An 18,100-nucleotide genomic window follows, 5' to 3' on the forward strand; every position below is an offset into this window, starting at 1 on the left:
AACCCTCACGCTCAGTATCGATCCCAGCCATGCTGGCGCGAACGCACGCACATTTCAAAGGGCTATTGGTTAACAAATGCAAAGCTGCCCCCGCCGCTGGCAACAGCGCCGCGTGGTAACGCCGGCAAAAAAAACACCCCGCCGGCTAACGCGGCGGGGTTGGACAACAGCAGGCCGTAGCCTGGCAGGCGTCTAACGCGGTACGCAGTAAAAACCGCCATCCGCAAAAGGCTTGCCTTGCAGGTCCAGCGCTTGCGGGTGATAACCCAGCGCCCGGTAATGCACGCTCGCGCTATCGAGCGAGCCGCACACTGCTGCGCCTTTTGCCGCCACCGCCGCCGGCACCGGGCCAAACGCGGATGGCCGATCCCAGCCGATACGGCCGTCGTCACTACGCACCAGACGCGGCGGGATATCGCCAGGTTTATCACCCACACTCATCATGCTGGCGCAAGCCGTTGCCAGCAGCGTGGCAGGCAGAAGCATCCAAATCGATTTCATCGTCATTCTCCTTTGCGGCTATTTCCTCCGACCCATGCCCGAGGAACGTATCGCACCGTAACGTCATAAAAGAATTTCGATAAAACAATTCCCTTTTGCGCAGCATTGGATTATTAAATAAATACAAGGCTTCAATAATAATTAAAACCAATCACCAAACCATTTACGCTCACCAGCCACTGGTCGTGGTGTGGTGCTCAGTCGTTTTTCACCGGCTCTTTGCTTTTAACCTGTAACTTCACCACCCGCACATTGGACGGCTGCACCTTGTAATCGGGCCGCCGCGCCGTATACAGCCGGCTTTTGGCTTGCCGCGCGATACAGACCTTATCGTTCTGGTTGCCGCCAAGTACCAGATAATGGGTATCCGTTTCCCCGATGTACAAGCCCACGTGCCCGGCCCTGCTGCCGCCTGGCGTGGTGCGGGTGAACACCAGCACGTCCCCCAGCATCGGCGTGCTGACATGGTGGCCGAAACTGCCCCAGTTCAAGGCCCACAGCGGCTCCTTGACCACAACCTTGCCTGCCCGCTTGGCCACCACCGCCATGAACAGACCGCACCACGGCACCGCGTCGGCGTAGTAGACGCGGACCACGTCCTCACCCATTTCCTTGGCCCAAGCCATGATTATCGGGTTATTTTTATCCCCAGGCTGCTCGAAAACACCATACTCCTTGATCGCTTCTTTCACCATTTTCGGGCCGGGCTCGGCATTCAGCCATTGGTATTCTGCTGGAAGAGTCATTACCGCCTCCTGAATCAATGCTGCCAATTGCAGCTTATTCAGGCATACGCAGTCAGAGGCCAATACGCCAGCTGCATTTTGATGATTCCGGCAATAAAGCAGCATTTAATATCGATACTATTAAAACACGGTAATTTCTAAATATTGAATTAGCCGGTTTGCTGCCACGCGCCCATCCTGCCCCCGCTGAAATGAAAAACCCCCGCTTGCAATGCAAACCGGGGATGGCAAACCTGCCGGTACGGCTAGCGTCAGCCCAGGTCCGGCAGGCAAGCCGCCAGCCTGCGCCAGGCAGTGCGGCCGTGCGGCCGTGCGGCCAACCTTGCCCGGCGTTGGCCGCAGCAGCGCGTCAGGCAGCCACGGGCGTGCTCATGCCGCTATGGCGCAGCAGCGCGTCGATCTGCGGGTCGCGGCCGCGGAAAGCACGGAACGATTCCAGTGCCGGGCGGCTACCGCCCACTGCCAGCACTTCGTCCCAGAACTTGTAGCCCACCGCCGGGTTGGCGCCGCCGGCTTCCTCGAAGGCGGCGTAGGCATCAGCCGACAGCACTTCTGCCCACTTGTAGCTGTAGTAGCCCGCAGCGTAACCGCCGGCAAAGATGTGGCTGAAGCTGTTGGGGAAGCGGTTGTACGCCGGCGGGCGGTTGACCGCCACTTCGTCGCGCACCTGCTCCAGCAAGGCCAGCCAGTCGATGCTGTCGGGGTTGGCCGCGCTGTACAGCAGCATGTCGAACAGCGAGAACTCCAGCTGGCGCACAGTCTGCATGCCGCTCTGGAAGTTCTTGGCGGCCAGCATCTTGTCGTACAGCGCGCGCGGCAGCGGCTCGCCGCTATCCACGTGGGCGCTCATGCCTTGCAGCACGTCCCATTCCCAGCAGAAGTTCTCCATGAACTGGCTGGGCAGTTCCACCGCGTCCCACTCCACGCCGCTGATGCCGGATACGCCCAGCTCGTCCACGCGCGTCAGCAAATGGTGCAGACCGTGGCCGAATTCGTGGAACAGCGTGGTCACTTCGTCGTGGCTGAAGGTGGCCGGCTTGTCGCCCACCGGGCGGGTGAAGTTGCACACCAGGTAGGCTACCGGCGTCTGCACCTGGCCCCCTTTTACGCGACGGCCGCGCACGTCGTCCATCCAGGCGCCGGGGCGCTTGCCGTCACGGGCGTACAGGTCGAGGTAGAAACCGCCCAGCAGCGCGCCGTCCTTGTGGATCTGGTAGTAGCGCACGTCCGGGTGCCAGGTTTCGGCGTCGCGGGCTGCTACGCTGATGCCGTACAGCTTGTGTACCACGCTGAACAGGCCGGCCAGCACCTTGTGCTCGGGGAAGTACTGTTTCACTTCATGCTCGGAGAACGCATAGCGCGCCACGCGCAGTTTTTCGGCGGCGTAGCTGATGTCCCACGCTTCCAGCGTGTCCAGGCCTAGCTCGGTGCGGGCGAAGGCTTCCAGCTCGGCGCGATCCTGCTGCGCGTAAGGCTTGGCGCGGGCGGCCAGGTCGCGCAGGAAGTCGATCACCTGTTGCGGGCTTTCGGCCATCTTGGTGTACAGCGACAGCTCGGCGTAGTTGGCAAAGCCCAGCAGCTGCGCCTCTTCGGCGGCCAGCACCAGGCGCTCGCGGATCAGCGCGGTGTTGTCCTGCTCGGCCGGGCCGAACTCGCTGGCGCGCTTGGCGTTGGCTTCGTACAGTTGCTGGCGCAGCGCGCGGTTGTCGGCGTACTGCAGCACCGGGAACAGCACCGGGAACTGCAGGCCCAGCTTGTACTTGCCCGGCTGGCCGTCGGCCTCGGCCATGGCGGCGTACAGCGCCAGCGTGTCTTCCGGGATGCCGGCCAGCTCGGCCGCATCATCGATATACAGGCTGAAGCTGTCGGTAGCGTCCATCACGTTTTGCGAGAACTGGCTGGACAGCTCGGCCAGGCGGCTGGACAGCTCGGCAAAGCGCGCTTTCTGGGCGTCCGGCAGCTCGGCGCCAGACAGGCGGAAGTCGCGCAGGTCGTTGTCGATGATCTTCTTGCGCGCAGCGCTGGCGTTGGCAAAGGCCGGGTTGGCCGCCACCGCCTTGAAGCGCGCGTATAGGTCGAGGTTTTGCCCCAGCTCGGTAAAGAAGGCGGAAATGCGCGGAATTTCGGCGTTGTACACCTCGCGCAGGCCTTCGGTATTGCCCATCACGCTATTGAGGTGGCCCACCACGCCCCAGGCGCGCGACAGGCGCTCGGTGGCGTCGGACAGCGGCTCGGATACCGAGTCCCAGTCGTCGCCGCCGGCGGCGATCACCTGCGCTACCGCAGCGCGCGCTTCGGCCAGCAGCACGTCCAGCGCCGGGGTAACGTGTTCGGGTTTGATCGCGGCAAAGCGCGGCAGATCGCTAAAGTCCAGTAGCGGATTGGTGGTCATGTTTGGCATCCTGTGGAAAGTGGCGCAGCATCATCCGCGCATAGACAGACTGAAGATAAGGACAATTCCGTGAATCGCAATATCCGTTCCTACGACGGGCACCGCCCGCAAATCGACCCCAGCTGCTATATCGACGACGCCGCCGTGGTGATCGGCGAGGTAGCGCTGGCGGCCAACGTGTCGGTGTGGCCGTGTGCGGTGGTACGCGGCGACGTCAACCGCATCAGCATCGGCGAAGGCAGCAATGTGCAGGATTTTGCCATGCTACACGTTAGCCATCGCAAGGAAAGCGACCCGGAAGGCGCGCCGCTGATCATCGGCCGCCACGTCACCATCGGCCACCACGTCACGCTGCACGGCTGCACCATCGGCGACGAAGTACTGATCGGCATCGGCAGCATCATCCTGGACCGCGCCGTCATCGAAGACCGCGTGCTGATCGGTGCTGGCAGCCTGGTACCGCCCAACAAGCGCCTGGAAAGCGGCTACCTGTACCTGGGCAACCCGGTCAAACAAGTACGCCCGCTCACCGACGGCGAACTGGCCTACTTCAAGTATTCGGCCGAGCACTACGTGAAGGTAATGGACAAGCACAAGGCAAGCGCCGCCGCCGACGCAGCGCTGTAACGCATCTTTCACCGCACCTTAACAAGCGGCACCTAGGCTGGAAAGCGGGTGCCGCTTTCTATTGCCAAACGGATAGACTCCGCCTTGGTTACAAGCCTGCGTCATTCAGGTTAAGTGTCATCTGCCAGTAACGTTGGCCGCCTACACTGCGCCCAGCTTTAATAAGGATGGATTTAAAATGACGCTGGTCAAACGCTTGTGGCTTACGGTAATCCTCACCCTCGCCTGCCTGCTGGCGGTGATGCTGTTGAGCAGCCAGCAGCTGTGGTCGCTGCGCGCCGACTTCGAGCAATACCGCAGCCGGCAGCTGCTGTCGGCCAACCTGCAAACCTTGAAAGCCGACGTGCTGTCGCTGTCGCGCGCCGACCCGCTGCTGCCCGATACCGCCAGCCGCCTGGCCGCCGTCAACGGCAGCAGCCGCCAGCTGATTGCCGCCATCGTGGCCGCCCTGCCCGCCGCCGAGCGCGACAGCTTCGGCAAGCAGGCCAGCCAGCACTGGCAGGCCTACCACCAGAACCTGCAATCGGCGATCAAGATTGCCGAGACCTCGCCGGAAGACGCGCTGTCCATCCCCGAAGAAGCCTACAAAATGAGCCTGCAGCCGCTGGCCGGGCTGATCGACCAGCGCCTGGCGTCCGAACGCCAGCTGCTGGCGCAAGCCGAAACCGCCATGCAGGCCGCGCTGGGGCGGCTGGTGCTGCTGGTACTGGGCCCGCTGGGCCTGGCCAGTGCCATCGTGGTGCTGTCGCAAGTACTGTTGGCACGACGCCTGAAACAGCAGATTGCCGCCATGCAGCGCGCTGCCGACCAGCTGGGTGAAGGCGAACTGGCGGTACGGCTGCCGGTAGCCGGCGCCGACGAGCTGTCGCAAGCCGCCCGCCACATCAACCGCTTCCTCGACCAGCTGGCCACGCTGCTGGGCACCGTGCGCCGCACCGCCGCCGACAGCGAACGCGAAGCGCGCGGCATTCTGGCGCTGACCGGCCAGGTGATCCAGGTTACCCAGCAGCAGGCCGACAAGGCCGAAAACACCCGCACCGCCGCCGGGCAGATTGCCGACAGCAACCAGCGCATCAGCCAGGCACTGCAGCGGGCGATGCAGGACGCCGACCACGGCAGCGAGCGCACCGGCCACGCGCGCGGGCTGGCGACCGCCACAGCGCACACGCTACAGAACCTGTCCGGCCGCCTGCGCGGCGCCGTCAACGACGCCGAGCAACTGAAAACCGCCATCCGCGACATTGCGCAGATCAGCACGCTGATCCGCGACGTGGCAGAGCAAACCAACCTGCTGGCGCTGAACGCCGCCATCGAAGCTGCCCGTGCCGGCGAGCAAGGGCGCGGCTTTGCCGTGGTGGCCGACGAGGTACGAAAGCTGTCGGAGCGCACCGAAAACGCCACCGCCCGCATCTTCGACACCCTGCTGCGGGTAGAGTCGGCCAGCCAGGCGTTGGCCGCCACCATGGAAGAAGCCCACCAGGCGGGCGAGCACAGCATCGGCGCGCAAGAAACGCTTAACCAGGCGCTGCTGCAGGCCGACGACGCCATGGCCGCCTTCCGCCTGGCCATGCGCGACATCGAAGACGCGCGCCAGGCGCAGCACGCCGCCAGCGACAATATCGTTGGCCACGGCGACGAAGTGGCGGCCATGGCGGCCAGCATCTTCGGCCAGATGCAGACGCTGGCACCGGCCATGAGCCGGCTGACCGACGCCTCGCAACAGCTGAACCGCGACCTGGCCTGGTTCCGCACCCAGCCGCAAACCAAGGTTGGCCGCACCCCGCCCCCGGCCTTGCCCGGTGCCGGTGATGTACTGCCGTCGGCAGCCTGAGCCACCACCCACTCCCCTGCCGTACCCATAAAAAAAACCGGTCTGATGACCGGTTTTTTCATGGCGGGCGCAGCAGTACTTACAGCACGGCCAGCGCAGCGTCGTAGTTCGGCTCGTCGGCGATCTCGGCCACCAGCTCGCTGTGCAGCACCTGATCGTTTTCATCCAGTACCACCACCGCGCGGGCGGTCAGACCGGCCAGCGGGCCGGACGCCAGCTTCACGCCGTAGGCTTCGGCAAAGCCCGGGTTGCGGAAGGTGGACAGGTTGGCCACGCCCTCGATGCCTTCGGCGCCGCAGAAGCGCTTTTGTGCGAACGGCAGGTCAGCGGAAATGCACAGTACGGCCACGCCGTCACGGGCAGCGGCTTTCTCGTTGAACTTGCGTACCGAGGTAGCGCAGGTCGGGGTATCCACCGACGGGAAAATGTTCAGGATCTTCTTCTTGCCGGCAAAAGCGGCCAGGCCCACGTCGGACAGGTCGCCAGCGGTCAGGGTGAAAGCCGGGGCAGCAGTGCCAACGGCCGGCAGGGTGCCAGCCACGTCTACGGGGTTGCCTTTCAGGGTTACGGTTGCCATTGCAGGGTTCCTTTGGATAACAACAGTGGGTAATGCGCTGAGTGTGAGGCATGGCGGCGAAAATTCAACCCCGTTGCTAACAGGGTTGGCCGCCAGTGCCGCCTCAGGGCTGGCCTTCGTCCGGTAGCGACAACCCCAGCTCGGCCAGCACCTCGCGTGCGGCGCGGAACGCTTCTACCGCCGCCGGCGCGCCGGCGTAGACCGCGCAGTGCAACAGCGTTTCGCGGATTTCCACCAAGCTGGCGCCGTTGTTGATGGCGCCGCGGATATGGCCTTTCAGCTCCTGGCTACGCCCCAGCGCGGCCAACATGGCACAGGTCAGCAGGCTGCGGGTTTTCAGGTCGATACCGTCGCGCTGCCAGGTGCTGCCCCAGGCGTGCTCGTTCAGCCAGTCTTGTAGCGGGCGGCTGAAACCATCCAGACCGCTCATCGCCCGCGTGGCAAACGCCTCGCCCATCACTTGCGTGCGCCGCGCCAGCCCGGCCTGTTTGTCTTGTTCGCTCATCGTTTATCTCCTGTGGGAATAGGCTATTTACCCGCCCGCGTCGCCAGCACCACGCCCGACAGGATCAAGCCGATACCGGCCAGGTGGTACCACTGCAGCGCCTCGCCCAGAAACAGCATCGACAGCACGGCGCCAAAGCCCGGCATCAGGTGGATGAACATGCCGGCGCGCGCCGCGCCGACACGGGCCACGCCCAGGTTGTAAAAATAGTACGCCGCCACCGACGGCAAGGTGCCGACGTAGGCAAAAGTAGCCAGCGTGCCGCCGCTAAGCGGGGTATGGCGGCCGCTGGCCAGCTCGGCCACAAACAGCGGCACGATGCCCAGCAGGCCGATGGCCACCAGTACCGTCAGCAGGCCGATGCGGTCAAGCGCCGGCGGCAACGGTTTGAGCAACAGGGTATACAGCGCCCACGCCACCATGGCCAGGAACACCACCGCGTCGCCACGGTTAATGTCCAGTGCGGCCAACCTTTGCCAGTCGCCGTGCGCCACGATAAACAGCACGCCGATAAAGGAAATGCCCACTGCCAACGCCTGGCGCAGGCCGATTTTCATGCCGAAAAACAAGGCGCCAAACAGCACGATCAGGATGGGAATGAAGGAGTTGAGCAGCACCGCGTTGGTGGCCGCGGTGTACTGCAGCCCCCAATAGGCCAGCGAGTTGAAGCCGGTGACGCCCAACAACGCCAACAGCAGCAGGCGCCGCCAGTACGGCAGCCACAGCGCACGCTGTTGCCAGGCCGGCCGCAGGCCGAACGGCAGCAGCAGGCACAGGGCGATGGCCCAGCGGGCGAAGGAAAGCGTCATCGGGGCCACGCTGGCGTGCATGGCGCGCGCCAGCACGAAATTGCCAGACCAGAACAGCGCGGTCAGCGTCAGCAGCAGATAAGCAAGACGGGGGGAGGCGGTTTTCATGAAAACACCATGCCACGGCGCCGGCGTTGCCGGCAAGCGGCTGACGGCAACAAACTGTTCACGCAAAAAAACCGGGGCAGGTGCCCCGGTATCAGCATGACCCTGCTGCCCGACCCAAAGTCATGGTCCCCTGTCCGGCAGCAGGCAGAGCGATCAACCCGCCTGGGTCTGGGCGGCCGGCGCATGGCCGGCTTTCTGGCTTTGCTGCGGTGTCACCCGTTGTGGCAGCAGCGACCCCAGCAGCATGCCCAGCGCGCTCATCAGCAGGCCGGCCAGTTGCGGTGGCCAGAAGTCTGCGTCGGTAGCGGTCAGCTCCAGCGGAATCCAGGTACCTACGCCCAGCGCAATCGCCAGCATGGCACCTTGGGTAGTGGCACGCTGCCAGAACAGGCCGGCGGCCAAGGGCACAAAGGCTGCCACCAGCGTCACCTTGTAGGCATTGCCCACCATCTCGTAGATGGAGGCGTCGGAATACAGCGCAAACAGCGTGGTACCCACAGCGCAGATCAGGATCGCCGCACGGGTAGCCAGCAGGAATTCACGGTCGCTCATCTTCGGCTTGAAGTGTTTGAAGATGTTTTCCACGAAAATGACCGACGGTGCCAGCAGGGTGCCCGACGCGGTAGACATGATGGCGGACAGCAGCGCGCCAAAGAACATCACCTGGGCAAACAGCGGCGTTTCTTCCAGGATCATGCGCGGCAGGATCATCTGCGAGTCTTCCGCCAGCCATTTCTGTACCAGCGCCGGGTTGATCATCGACGCGGCGTAGATCAGGAACACCGGCAGCAGGCAGAAGGTGAGGTAGAACACGGCGCCGACGATGGTGGCACGCACCGCGATTTTCTCGCTCTTGGCCGACATCACGCGCTGGAACACGTCCTGCTGCGGGATGGAGCCGAACATCATGGTCACCGCCGCGCCGATGAAGGCCACCAGGTCACGTGGTTCGGTACTGGTAATGAAGGTGAACTTGCCCTCCCCCGCAGCCTTGGCAATCACCTTGTCGGCACCACCGGCCATGCCGCTGAACAGCCACACCAGATACAGCAGGCCGCCAACGATGATCACCATCTGGAAGAAGTCGGTCAGCGCCACCGACCACATGCCGCCAAACAGCGTGTAGACCAGGACGATGCCAGCACCGATCAGCATGCCTTGCGTGGTGGTGATGCTACCGTCGGACAACACGTTGAATACCACACCCAAAGCGGTGAGCTGGGCGGCAATCCAGCCCAGATAAGACATCATGATCGCCAGGCTGGTGATCACCTCGACGGTGCTGCCGTAACGCTGGCGGAAGAAGTCGCCCATCGTCAGCAGGTTCATGCGGTATAGCGGGCGGGCAAAGAACAAGCCCACCAGCATCAGGCAGGTAAACGAACCGAACGGGTCTTCCACGATGCCGTGGAAACCTTCTTCGATGAAGGTGGAAGGGATGCCCAGCACCGCCTCCGAACCGAACCAGGTCGCAAACACCATGGCCGCCACAATGTGGAACGGCATGCTACGACCACCGGCCGCAAAATCTTTCGCGTTTTTCACGCGTGTAGACGCGTACAGGCCAATCCCCACGGTCACGGCCAGATACATGACGACGAACCAGACAAGCATGTCTGAGTCTCCTTCTCCTAATGCAGTGTTTCGGCAAGTGCGGCCAACTATCCGGCAGGACACCGGGCCGCCCTCAATCAGCGTGTTGCTTTTGTTGTGCGGGCCATTATAGCCAGCAGCAGCAACAAGCCGAGCAATTTATTAAACACGACAAAAACCAAGCGGCAGCCAAGCTGCCGCCGATCCTGCCACTAAACCGCCAAAGCGCTGCTTAACACCCCCGTCATAAAGACTTAAAAAACAAGGCAATAAGCCAGCCAGAACAACAAGAAAGCCACCGTTTCACCCCTGGTAAACAGGGGGCAAAACGGTGGCTTATTGTGCCGCAAACAAGCGTTTACGTGTCGTAGAATATGTTAAACATACGCCACACTTTTGCCGGCAAGACGGGTTTTCAGTGAGCCAATTGCCGTAACTGCGGCAGCGGCCCCAGCGTACCGAAACGCTGCTTCTCGCCGTCCAGCCATACCGTGGCACAGGCCGTGGCCGGGTCGTGGGTAAAGAACAGGCGCCCGCCCGCAGCGGCCAACCGTTGCAGCAGCGCGCGCTTTTCGTCGATCAACAGTTCGGGGAAACGGTCGTAGCCCATAGTAATCGGCACGTGTACCCACGGCACGCCGGGGATCAGGTCGGCGGCAAACAGCAGCGGGCCGTCCGGCATCGGGATCTCGGTCAGCAGCATGCCCGGCGTGTGGCCGTGCGACACGGTAAAGCGCCAGTCCTGCGGCAGGCACGGCGGCGGCAGTTCGCCGTCCACCAGCACCAGGCGGCCGCTGGCCTCCAGCAAGGCGACCAGCTCCGGCACGAACGACGCCCGGTCGCGCGGATGCGGGTTCAGCGCCCGCTGCCAGGCTTCGCGCCCCACCACGAACTGCGCATTGGGAAACAGCAAGCGCGCCGGCCCGCCATCCCACGCGGCCAGCAGGCCGCCGGCATGGTCGAAGTGCAGATGCGACAGCACCACCACATCGACATCCTCGTGGCGTACGCACTGCTCTGCCAGCGCATCCAGCAGCACGTGGCCGTCCTGCTGCACGCCGTAGCGGGCGCGCAGCTTGGGGTCGAAGAAGGCGCCGATACCGGTTTCCAGCAAAATGCGGCGGCCATCGGCCTCTTGCACCAGCAAGCAACGACAGGCCAGCTCCACACGGTTGTCGGCGTCCGGCGCCAGCCAGCCGGCCCACATCGCGCGTGGCGCGTTGCCGAACATGGCACCGCCGTCCAGTTTTTGTGAATTGCCCAGCAAGGAAGTCAGGGTACGCATCGGCTTCTCCCGGAAAGATGACGCCACATTGTCGAGCAAGTGCTTGAATATGTCATGCCGCAGGGCAACAAAAAGCCGACCCGGCAAGCAGGGTCGGCTACTGTCCGCCACAGCCTGGCTTACTTGATCAGCTTTTCTACCTTGTCGGCACGGTCGCCGGCAGCCGGGTGGCTGGACAGCACGCTGCTGTCGTTGCCGTACAGGGCGGCCAGCTTGCGCAGCGCGGCCGGGGCTGCGTCCAGCTTGTAGTTGTGGCGCTTGAGGAAGTCCACTGCATAAGCGTCGGCGTCGCTTTCCTGCGATTGCGAGAACTGCGCGTGCAGCACTTGCTCGGCCAGATCGCCCATCTCGCTTTCCGAGAACGCAGCCAGCTTGGCGTTGCCGCTATCGGCCGCCGCCTTGCGCGCTGCCGACGCAGCGTAGGCCACCTGCATCGCCTTCTTGGTGTGGCCCAGCTTCACGTGGCCGATTTCATGGCCGATGACGTAGCGCACTTCGTCGTCGGTCATCTTGTCCAGCAGACCGCTGTACACGCGTACGGTGCCGTCGGCCATGGCGAAGGCGTTCACCTCTTTATCCTGGTACACCTTGAAGTTCAGTTTCAGGCCGTCTTCGTTATTGAGACCGGCAACAATCTTGGCCAGACGCTTGCCGTAGGCGCTGCCTGCCGGTGCCACCTTGGCTTGTTTGTCCAGCACCTTGCTGGATTCGGCGGCCATGGCCTGTACTTCGCTGTCAGACAGCGTAGCGGACTTCACCAGATCGGTACCGGCGCTCAACAGGTTGTTGAGGCCAAAAGCGTTGACCGGGCCGGCCACAGCCAGCGAAACCAGGGAAACCAGCAGCAGTTTTTTCATTTTCGATATGCCGTATGCAAAAAGAGCCGGCATTCTAGGCGCCACCCGCAGCGATGTCCATAGCATAAAGCGGCAAGCCGCGCAGCAAACTGCACAAAACGGGTAACGCCAGCAACAAAAAACCGCCGCAGCACAGGCTACGGCGGTGAGGGGGCGGCAGCGCTGACGCGCCTTACTCTGCCTGCGGCTGCTTGCGCCGCGTCTGCAGGATGGCCGGCGCCCACTGCTCGCCCGGCCGCTTCTTGCGCGTGGCCAGCGTCAGGCCGGATGGCGCAAAGATGTTGATGTTGTGCGTGTTGGGCGTGGTGATCAGGTACTGCGCCTCGGTGGCTTTCAGGAAGCCGGCCACGCGATCGATGTTGAAGATGTCGAGGTGGGCGAACGGCTCGTCGATGAACACGAAGCCGGACGGGTTGGCCTCGTCCATCATCAGGCCGATCAGCATGATCAGCGACTTCATCACCTGCTGGCCGCCGGATGCCTCGCCGTCGTTCAGGCCCATCAGGCCTTTCTGATCGAAGTTGAACTTCAGCACCAGGCCGGCCTGCGCCAGCACCGCGTCGTCGTTGCTGAGCGTCGGCAGCTCCACCTCCACGCCGATGCCGGCCAGCTCGCCCAGCCGCTTCACGTTGTGGCCGTAGGCCCGCACCGTGGCGCGCAGCTTGCCCAGATAGGCCTCGCGGGCGTCGCTGGTCAGGCCGGCGGCGCGCTCTACCTCGGCCTGGCGGCGCTGGCATTCGCGGGTGAGCGAGGTGAGGTCTTCCTGCAGCTTGTCTTTCAGCTGCAGCACCGCGTCGTCGCGCTCCCAGTCGCCGGCGGCCAACCTTTCTTCCAGATAGTTGATCTCGTGGCGCACGTCGGCGGCCGATTCGAACTCGTCGGCCAGCTGCGCCACAAAGGCGGCGTCCTGCGCGGCGGCTGGCAGATGGTTGCGACAGTCGCGCAGCTCGGCCAGATGGCGGCGCAGCGCACGGCGCGCCTGCTCCATGTCGGCGCGTGCCTTGTGCTCGCGCTGCAGGCTATCCTGCTCGCGCTGGCACACGCGGTCGTGGGCGATGCGAGCGTCGCTGTAACGCTGCTCGGCAGCGTCGCGCTCGGCCTGGGCTGCGGCCAACCTTTCGCCAGCCTCGGCCACCGCCTGCTTCAGGCTGTCGGCTTGCGCCGCCAGCGCGGCAAACTCTTCGGCACGGCTATCCAGCAAACGGATGGCGTCCATACCGGACAGGTACTCGGCCAGCTGCGCCGCGTCGCGGGTGCCGGCCACCAGCTGTTCCTCGTGGCGCAGGATGGCCACGTTCAGCGCTTTCAGCGCGTCGCGCAGCGCCTGCAAGCGGGCCTGGCGCGCGGCTTCGCCAAAGGCGAAATCGTGCGCAGGCACGCCGATGTGGCGCGCACCGCGGCGCTCGCGGAAGTAGCCTTCCGGCGTGATCCAGTCGCCGTCTTCGGCGGCACCGTCGGCCACGCTGGCCACGCGGCTGACGCGGTTCATCTGCTGGTACAGCCAGTCCGGCGCGTCGGCGGCAAAGCGCACCACTTCCAGCAGGCTGCCGCTGCGCGCCCGCGGCGCGCTGGCGGTTTCCGGCACCACGAAGTGGCGGTAGCGCAGCTTCTCGCCCAGCTGCCAGGCGGCGCGGCGGTCGGCGGCGTCTTGCAGCAATACCACGTGGCGGTACGGTTTGAGCAGTGCCTCGACTGCGCCTTGCCAGCGGCTGTCGGTCACTTCCACGATGTCGGCCAACATCTGGTGGCCGATGCCGGCTTCGTCCAGCGCGGCGCGGAAGTGACGCACGTCTTCCGGTGCCCGCGGCTTGCCGCCTTCCAGCGCGGCCAACTCGGCGCTGTAGCCATCGCGTTCGATCTTTTGCGCTTTCAGCGTGTCGCGCAGGCGCTCGTTGCCGTCGCGCAGCGCGGCCAGCTTGTGGCCGAGCGTGGCAGCGTCTTCGCCGTATTCGCGGCTGGCCAGCGCTTGCAGGCGGTCGCGCTCTTTCAGCTGGCTGGCGATGTCGCGTTCGGCGTCGCGCGCCTGCATGAAGGCGTCCTGCGCCTGCTTGCGTACGGTCTCGGCGGCGTTACGCGCGGCCAGCGCGCCGGCCTCGGCGTCGCGCAGCGTGGCCACCAGCTGCAGCGTGTCGCGGTGCTGGCGGCTGACGCCGAGGTAATCGGCCTGCAGGCGGCGGTAGTCCTGCCACAGCTTGCCGGTGGCGGCGCGGCCATCGATCAGGCCCAGCACCGGCAGCGCCTCGTCGCGCAGGCGGGTGATGCGCTTGTTCAGGCCCACCCACTCCAGGTAGCGGCCGGCGCGGCTTTTCATCATCTCGACGCGGCCTTGCAGCGCCTCTTCCTGCCGTGCCAGCGCGGCCAACTCGGCCTCGGCGGCTTTCTGCTCGTCGCGGGCGTGCTGGTAGTTGGCCAGCACGTCTTTATCGCCAAACACCTGGAACACCAGGTCCAGCAGCTGGCGCGGGCTGTATTCGGTGAGCTTGTCGGTATCGCCCTGCTCCAGCGCCAGCACCTCGGCCACGGCGGCGGTGAGGCCGGCGCCTTCCAGCCGGCGGCGGTACTCCTGCACCCCCAGCCACTGTACGCTGCTGTCGCCGATGGCCTGGTCCAGCGGCAGGTCGCCCTCGACGATGGCGTAGTGGCGCACCCAGTCGCCACCTTGTTTCTTGATACGGCACAGCAGGGTGACTTCCGGCTGCAGCAGCGGGAAGAACGGCGTCGGGTACAGTCCGCCCTGCAGGCTGCGCGGGTTGTCCACCACGCCTTTCAGGAAGGCGTACGGTTCGCGGTTGTTGCGCACGTAGCGCTTGTAGTCGCGCTTGCCGGAGCACTTGATGGCCAGCAGCGTACGCAGCGCGTCCAGCAGCGTGGTCTTGCCGGAGCCGTTGGGGCCGATGATGGTGACGATCTGCGCGTCCAGCGGCACGGTCAGGCGTTGCCAGAAGTCCCAGTGCACCATTTCTACCGATTTCATCTGGAACATCAGGCCTGCTCCTCGTGTGGCTTGTCTGTTTCTGCGCTGTCTGCGGCCAACCCCGGCGGGCCGTCCTGCAGCTGCTGCGCGGTAAGGTGCTGCGATAGCTGGCCGCGGCGGGCAAGCACGTCGGCCAGCGCGCCTTCGATGATGCGCGGCGCCAGCTGACTGTAGTCGATCAGTACGTCCAGCAGCGGGCCCTCTACCAGCCAGCGGTTACGCCGCTGCAGGAAGCCCAGGTTCACCAGCCGGCCCAGGTTGGCATTGAAGCGGGTACGGCCGCCCAGCTGCTTGCCGAAGTCGGCGTACAGCGCGTCTTCCGACACGCCCACCGACACGGTATCGCCGGTTTCCAGCGGCTTTTGCGCGCCGAACATGTCGTGCTGGCCTTCCTTGCCGGCTTCCACGCGCGATACCTGGCGTTCGCGCTTGGGCAGGATGATCAGCGCCCACACGATCACCAGCAGCGCCACGCCGTCGCGCGGCAGCGCCAGGTTGTTGTTGAGCCAGGCCTCGCCGCTGCCGAATACCGGCTCGGTGAGCGCCGGCAGCAGCGCCACGGTGATGTGCTCGGCGTAGGGGTTTTCTACCAGCTGCAAGCCGGCGGCGGCCAGGCGCTGGTCCAGCTCCTGGCGGAAGGTTTCGTCCAGCAGCGCGCGGCGCGCCAGCGCGTCGCTGCGCGGCAGCACGCGGTGCGCCAGCAGGCGCGCGATGAGGGTAGTGAGTTGTTGTTCCATTTACGGTTTCAGCGCTATCAGCCGCGCATCGGACAGCGTGGCGACTTCGGGGTGATCGGGAGTGATGACGGCGTCGCCGCCGGCCAGTTGCAGCGGCAGACGGGCCAGCGCGGCCACCACGCTCTGGTCGCTGCTGCTTTCCGGGTCGCCCAGCAACGATAGCAGCGACAGGCGGTAGGCGGTTTCGTTGTAGCTGTCGGCCAGTACCGCGTCGGCAATGGGGAAGCCGTCGCCGGCCGGCTGCGCGTCCAGCCCCAGCTGCAGCAGGGTGTCGTACAGCGCTTCGGCTTCCAGCAGGCGTTCCATCTCGGGCGCGTCGGCGTCTTCGGCACGCGCCGCCTGCGGCAGTGCATTGTCGGCGGCGGCCAACCTTTCGCGGCCCAGCAGTTCGAACTCGGCCACGTCGCCCAGCTCGGGGGTGGTCAGGAACGCGGGCTCCACGCCATAACGCAACGCGCCATCCAGCAGGCCGGCCAGCGTGGCGCTGCCCAGGTGGCGCAGCCAGTCGGCAATATCGGTAGAGGTGAGGCCGGAGCTGCCCAGGTGCACGCGCTGTGCGGCCAACTGCGCCAGGCGGCGCTCGAAGGTGCCGGCCAGCGCCAGCATGCGGCTTTGCGCCAGCGCAATGGCCTGCGCCTGTTTCAGCGTGGCCAGGCTGAGCGTGTCGTCGGCGGTGAGGCTGCGCACCACGTCGGTGGAACGCCCCACCCAGCGCCATACCGACTCCAGCCGGTGCTGGGCGGCGCGGATGCGGAATTCGGACTGGCTTTCCAGCGCATCGGCAAACTCGGCGTGCAGTTCGTTCAGGCGCGCCAGCAAATGCTGCATGGCCTCGTCCGACACCTGCCCCACCGACTGGCCGGCGGCCACCTGGCTGGTGAGGTAGCCCAGCTCCACGTCGTCGCCGGCAAAGTCGATCAGCGTGGCCAGCGCGGCCAAGGCCACGCGCGCGCCTTCGCTCAGCGCGTAGTGGCCGGCGTCGCTGTCGTAGACCAGCAGCTCGCCTTCGCGCAGGCGGCCGAGAATGGTGCCGAGTTTGGTGTCGTTCAGGTAGGCAAAGCGCTGGGCGATGTCTTGCGGCGTCCAGTACGGCGCGTCGGCACGGTTGCCAAGCTCGCGCAGCACCAGCAGGCGCATCAGCACTTCTTCGTCACCGCCGCGGAACAGTGTGACGAATACCGCCAGGTAGGGCCAGGCTGCGCTCAGGCGCGATAGCGCCGGCAGGCTGTCCGGGGCCATGCCCGGGCGGAAGAAATCGGAGAGGGAATCCAAGGAAACAATCCGGTCTGCAGAAACAGACCGGATTGTCAGAGCGGGATGACTTACTCGTCAATGGCGACGGTATCGCCGGCAGCATCGGTCACCGGGGCGCTGTCAGCCGGGGCCGGCTGGATCACGGCGGCAGCGGCCTTGGCCAGCTTCAGCGCGCGGGCGGCTTCTTCGGCCTCCTGGCGCGCCTTGCGTTCGCGTTCGCGCAGTACCTTGATGTACTCGTTCATCGCGAATACCAGGTCACGGGTGCCTTCGCCGGTCAGGCCGGAGATCACAAAGTAACGCTGCGCGTTCATGTCGAAGCCGAAGCGGTCGTCCGGCTGCTGTTGCGGCCAGTCGTAGGCTTCCAGGAAGGCTTTCACCTTCTCGTCGCGTTCTTCGTCCAGCAGCATGTCGACTTTGTTCAGCACCAGCCAGCGCGGCTTGTGGTACAGCTCTTCGTCGTACTTTTTCAGCTCTTCGACGATGGCACGTGCCTCGCGCACCGGGTCCACTTCTTCGTCGAACGGGGCCAGGTCCACCAGATGCAGCAGGATGCCGGTACGCTGCAGGTGCTTCAGGAAGCGGTGACCCAGGCCGGCGCCTTCGGCCGCGCCTTCGATCAGGCCCGGGATGTCGGCGATGACGAAGCTGGAGGTGTCATCCATGCGCACCACGCCCAGGTTGGGGTGCAGTGTGGTGAACGGGTAGTCGGCCACTTTCGGCTTGGCGGCGGACACGGAACGGATGAAGGTGGACTTGCCGGCGTTGGGCATGCCCAGCAGGCCGACGTCGGCAAGCACTTTCAGTTCCAGCTTCAGGTTGCGGATCTCGCCTTCTTCGCCACGGGTGAACTGGCGCGGGGCGCGGTTGACCGAGCTCTTGAAGTGGATGTTGCCCAGGCCGCCCTTGCCGCCCTTGGCCAGAATCACTTCCTGGCCGTTGTGGGTGAGGTCGGCCACGATTTCTTCGCTGTCGGCGTCGATGATCTGGGTGCCCACCGGCATGCGCAGGTAGACGTCTTCGGCGCCCTTGCCGTAGCAATCGGCACCACGGCCGTTTTCGCCGTGGCCACCCAGGTACTTCTTCACGAAGCGGTATTCCACCAGGGTGTTGATGTTTTCATCGGCAATGGCGATCACGCTACCGCCACGACCACCGTCGCCACCATCCGGGCCGCCGCGCGGCACGAACTTCTCGCGACGGAAACTGCAGCAGCCATTGCCGCCCTTGCCGGCACGCACTTCAATGCGTGCTTCATCGATAAACTTCATGGAACCTCCAGTATTGCCGAGGAGTCAGGCGCA

General features: G+C 64.7%; 15 protein-coding genes. 2 read left to right on the forward strand and 13 right to left on the reverse strand.

Annotated features, from left to right (window positions below):
• Nucleotides 1-192: 192 nt before the first annotated feature.
• The 3 genes from FLQ03_RS03905 to FLQ03_RS03915 all read right to left on the reverse strand — a co-directional run bounded on the left by FLQ03_RS03905 (nucleotide 193) and on the right by FLQ03_RS03915 (nucleotide 3,639).
• Complete coding sequence (locus FLQ03_RS03905; protein ID WP_144372724.1) at nucleotides 193-501, reverse strand: hypothetical protein; 309 nt, start codon at nucleotides 499-501, stop codon at nucleotides 193-195.
• A gap of 197 nt (nucleotides 502-698) precedes the next feature.
• Nucleotides 699-1,352: a TIGR02594 family protein gene (locus FLQ03_RS03910; RefSeq protein ID WP_206210852.1), complete on the reverse strand. Its 654-nt coding sequence runs from the start codon at nucleotides 1,350-1,352 to the stop codon at nucleotides 699-701.
• Nucleotides 1,353-1,596: 244 nt separating this feature from the next.
• The gene (locus tag FLQ03_RS03915; RefSeq protein WP_144372725.1) at nucleotides 1,597-3,639 is read right to left on the reverse strand and encodes a M3 family metallopeptidase; all 2,043 of its coding nucleotides are present in this window, start codon (nucleotides 3,637-3,639) and stop codon (nucleotides 1,597-1,599) included.
• Nucleotides 3,640-3,708: 69 nt separating this feature from the next.
• On the opposite strand from FLQ03_RS03915, the gene FLQ03_RS03920 reads away from it, so the two are divergent.
• The gene (locus tag FLQ03_RS03920; RefSeq protein WP_144372726.1) at nucleotides 3,709-4,266 is read left to right on the forward strand and encodes a gamma carbonic anhydrase family protein; all 558 of its coding nucleotides are present in this window, start codon (nucleotides 3,709-3,711) and stop codon (nucleotides 4,264-4,266) included.
• Nucleotides 4,267-4,444: 178 nt separating this feature from the next.
• Complete coding sequence (locus FLQ03_RS03925) at nucleotides 4,445-6,097, forward strand: methyl-accepting chemotaxis protein (protein ID WP_144372727.1); 1,653 nt, start codon at nucleotides 4,445-4,447, stop codon at nucleotides 6,095-6,097.
• Between the two features lie 79 nt (nucleotides 6,098-6,176).
• On the opposite strand, the gene tpx is transcribed toward FLQ03_RS03925, so the two are convergent.
• The 10 genes from tpx to obgE all read right to left on the reverse strand — a co-directional run bounded on the left by tpx (nucleotide 6,177) and on the right by obgE (nucleotide 18,067).
• Nucleotides 6,177-6,674: a thiol peroxidase gene (tpx, locus tag FLQ03_RS03930; protein WP_144372728.1), complete on the reverse strand. Its 498-nt coding sequence runs from the start codon at nucleotides 6,672-6,674 to the stop codon at nucleotides 6,177-6,179.
• 103 nt (nucleotides 6,675-6,777) lie between these two features.
• Nucleotides 6,778-7,179, reverse strand: a complete 402-nt coding sequence (locus tag FLQ03_RS03935) for a carboxymuconolactone decarboxylase family protein (protein ID WP_144372729.1) — start codon at nucleotides 7,177-7,179, stop codon at nucleotides 6,778-6,780.
• Between the two features lie 23 nt (nucleotides 7,180-7,202).
• Nucleotides 7,203-8,096 (reverse strand): DMT family transporter, encoded by an 894-nt coding sequence (locus FLQ03_RS03940; protein WP_144372730.1) that lies wholly within the window; start codon nucleotides 8,094-8,096, stop codon nucleotides 7,203-7,205.
• 153 nt (nucleotides 8,097-8,249) lie between these two features.
• The gene (locus FLQ03_RS03945; RefSeq protein ID WP_144372731.1) at nucleotides 8,250-9,710 is read right to left on the reverse strand and encodes a high affinity choline transporter 1; all 1,461 of its coding nucleotides are present in this window, start codon (nucleotides 9,708-9,710) and stop codon (nucleotides 8,250-8,252) included.
• Nucleotides 9,711-10,104: 394 nt separating this feature from the next.
• Nucleotides 10,105-10,974: an MBL fold metallo-hydrolase gene (locus FLQ03_RS03950; RefSeq protein WP_144372732.1), complete on the reverse strand. Its 870-nt coding sequence runs from the start codon at nucleotides 10,972-10,974 to the stop codon at nucleotides 10,105-10,107.
• A gap of 119 nt (nucleotides 10,975-11,093) precedes the next feature.
• Nucleotides 11,094-11,831, reverse strand: coding sequence for a M48 family metalloprotease (locus FLQ03_RS03955; RefSeq protein WP_144372733.1), 738 nt, complete (start codon nucleotides 11,829-11,831; stop codon nucleotides 11,094-11,096).
• A 172-nt stretch (nucleotides 11,832-12,003) separates the two neighbouring features.
• Nucleotides 12,004-14,814, reverse strand: a complete 2,811-nt coding sequence (locus FLQ03_RS03960) for an AAA family ATPase (protein WP_144372734.1) — start codon at nucleotides 14,812-14,814, stop codon at nucleotides 12,004-12,006.
• Nucleotides 14,814-15,542 carry a hypothetical protein gene (locus tag FLQ03_RS03965; RefSeq protein ID WP_144372735.1) on the reverse strand — a complete coding sequence of 243 codons (729 nt, stop codon included), beginning with the start codon at nucleotides 15,540-15,542 and terminating at the stop codon, nucleotides 14,814-14,816. Before FLQ03_RS03965 ends, FLQ03_RS03960 begins: the two co-directional genes overlap by 1 nt.
• Entirely contained in the window at nucleotides 15,543-16,814 is a 1,272-nt protein-coding gene (locus FLQ03_RS03970) for a hypothetical protein (protein WP_240802194.1), read from the reverse strand. It abuts the gene before it with no gap.
• Nucleotides 16,815-16,864: 50 nt separating this feature from the next.
• A complete protein-coding gene (gene obgE / locus FLQ03_RS03975; RefSeq protein WP_144372736.1) occupies nucleotides 16,865-18,067 on the reverse strand; it encodes a GTPase ObgE in 1,203 nt (400 codons plus the stop codon).
• Nucleotides 18,068-18,100 lie beyond the last annotated feature (33 nt).

It is taken from the genome of Vogesella urethralis (genome assembly GCF_007644045.2).
GTDB classification, from domain to species: domain Bacteria; phylum Pseudomonadota; class Gammaproteobacteria; order Burkholderiales; family Chromobacteriaceae; genus Vogesella; species Vogesella urethralis.

What these genes read in the sequence shown, in the direction of transcription:
- FLQ03_RS03905 (WP_144372724.1), bottom strand. Translation starts at nt 501, where the DNA reads ATGAAATCGATTTGGATGCTTCTGCCTGCCACGCTGCTGGCAACGGCT.
- FLQ03_RS03910 (WP_206210852.1), bottom strand. Translation starts at nt 1,352, where the DNA reads ATGCTGCTTTATTGCCGGAATCATCAAAATGCAGCTGGCGTATTGGCC.
- FLQ03_RS03915 (WP_144372725.1), bottom strand. Translation starts at nt 3,639, where the DNA reads ATGACCACCAATCCGCTACTGGACTTTAGCGATCTGCCGCGCTTTGCC.
- FLQ03_RS03925 (WP_144372727.1), top strand. Translation starts at nt 4,445, where the DNA reads ATGACGCTGGTCAAACGCTTGTGGCTTACGGTAATCCTCACCCTCGCC.
- tpx (WP_144372728.1), bottom strand. Translation starts at nt 6,674, where the DNA reads ATGGCAACCGTAACCCTGAAAGGCAACCCCGTAGACGTGGCTGGCACC.
- FLQ03_RS03935 (WP_144372729.1), bottom strand. Translation starts at nt 7,179, where the DNA reads ATGAGCGAACAAGACAAACAGGCCGGGCTGGCGCGGCGCACGCAAGTG.
- FLQ03_RS03940 (WP_144372730.1), bottom strand. Translation starts at nt 8,096, where the DNA reads ATGAAAACCGCCTCCCCCCGTCTTGCTTATCTGCTGCTGACGCTGACC.
- FLQ03_RS03945 (WP_144372731.1), bottom strand. Translation starts at nt 9,710, where the DNA reads ATGCTTGTCTGGTTCGTCGTCATGTATCTGGCCGTGACCGTGGGGATT.
- FLQ03_RS03950 (WP_144372732.1), bottom strand. Translation starts at nt 10,974, where the DNA reads ATGCGTACCCTGACTTCCTTGCTGGGCAATTCACAAAAACTGGACGGC.
- FLQ03_RS03955 (WP_144372733.1), bottom strand. Translation starts at nt 11,831, where the DNA reads ATGAAAAAACTGCTGCTGGTTTCCCTGGTTTCGCTGGCTGTGGCCGGC.
- FLQ03_RS03960 (WP_144372734.1), bottom strand. Translation starts at nt 14,814, where the DNA reads ATGTTCCAGATGAAATCGGTAGAAATGGTGCACTGGGACTTCTGGCAA.
- FLQ03_RS03965 (WP_144372735.1), bottom strand. Translation starts at nt 15,542, where the DNA reads ATGGAACAACAACTCACTACCCTCATCGCGCGCCTGCTGGCGCACCGC.
- obgE (WP_144372736.1), bottom strand. Translation starts at nt 18,067, where the DNA reads ATGAAGTTTATCGATGAAGCACGCATTGAAGTGCGTGCCGGCAAGGGC.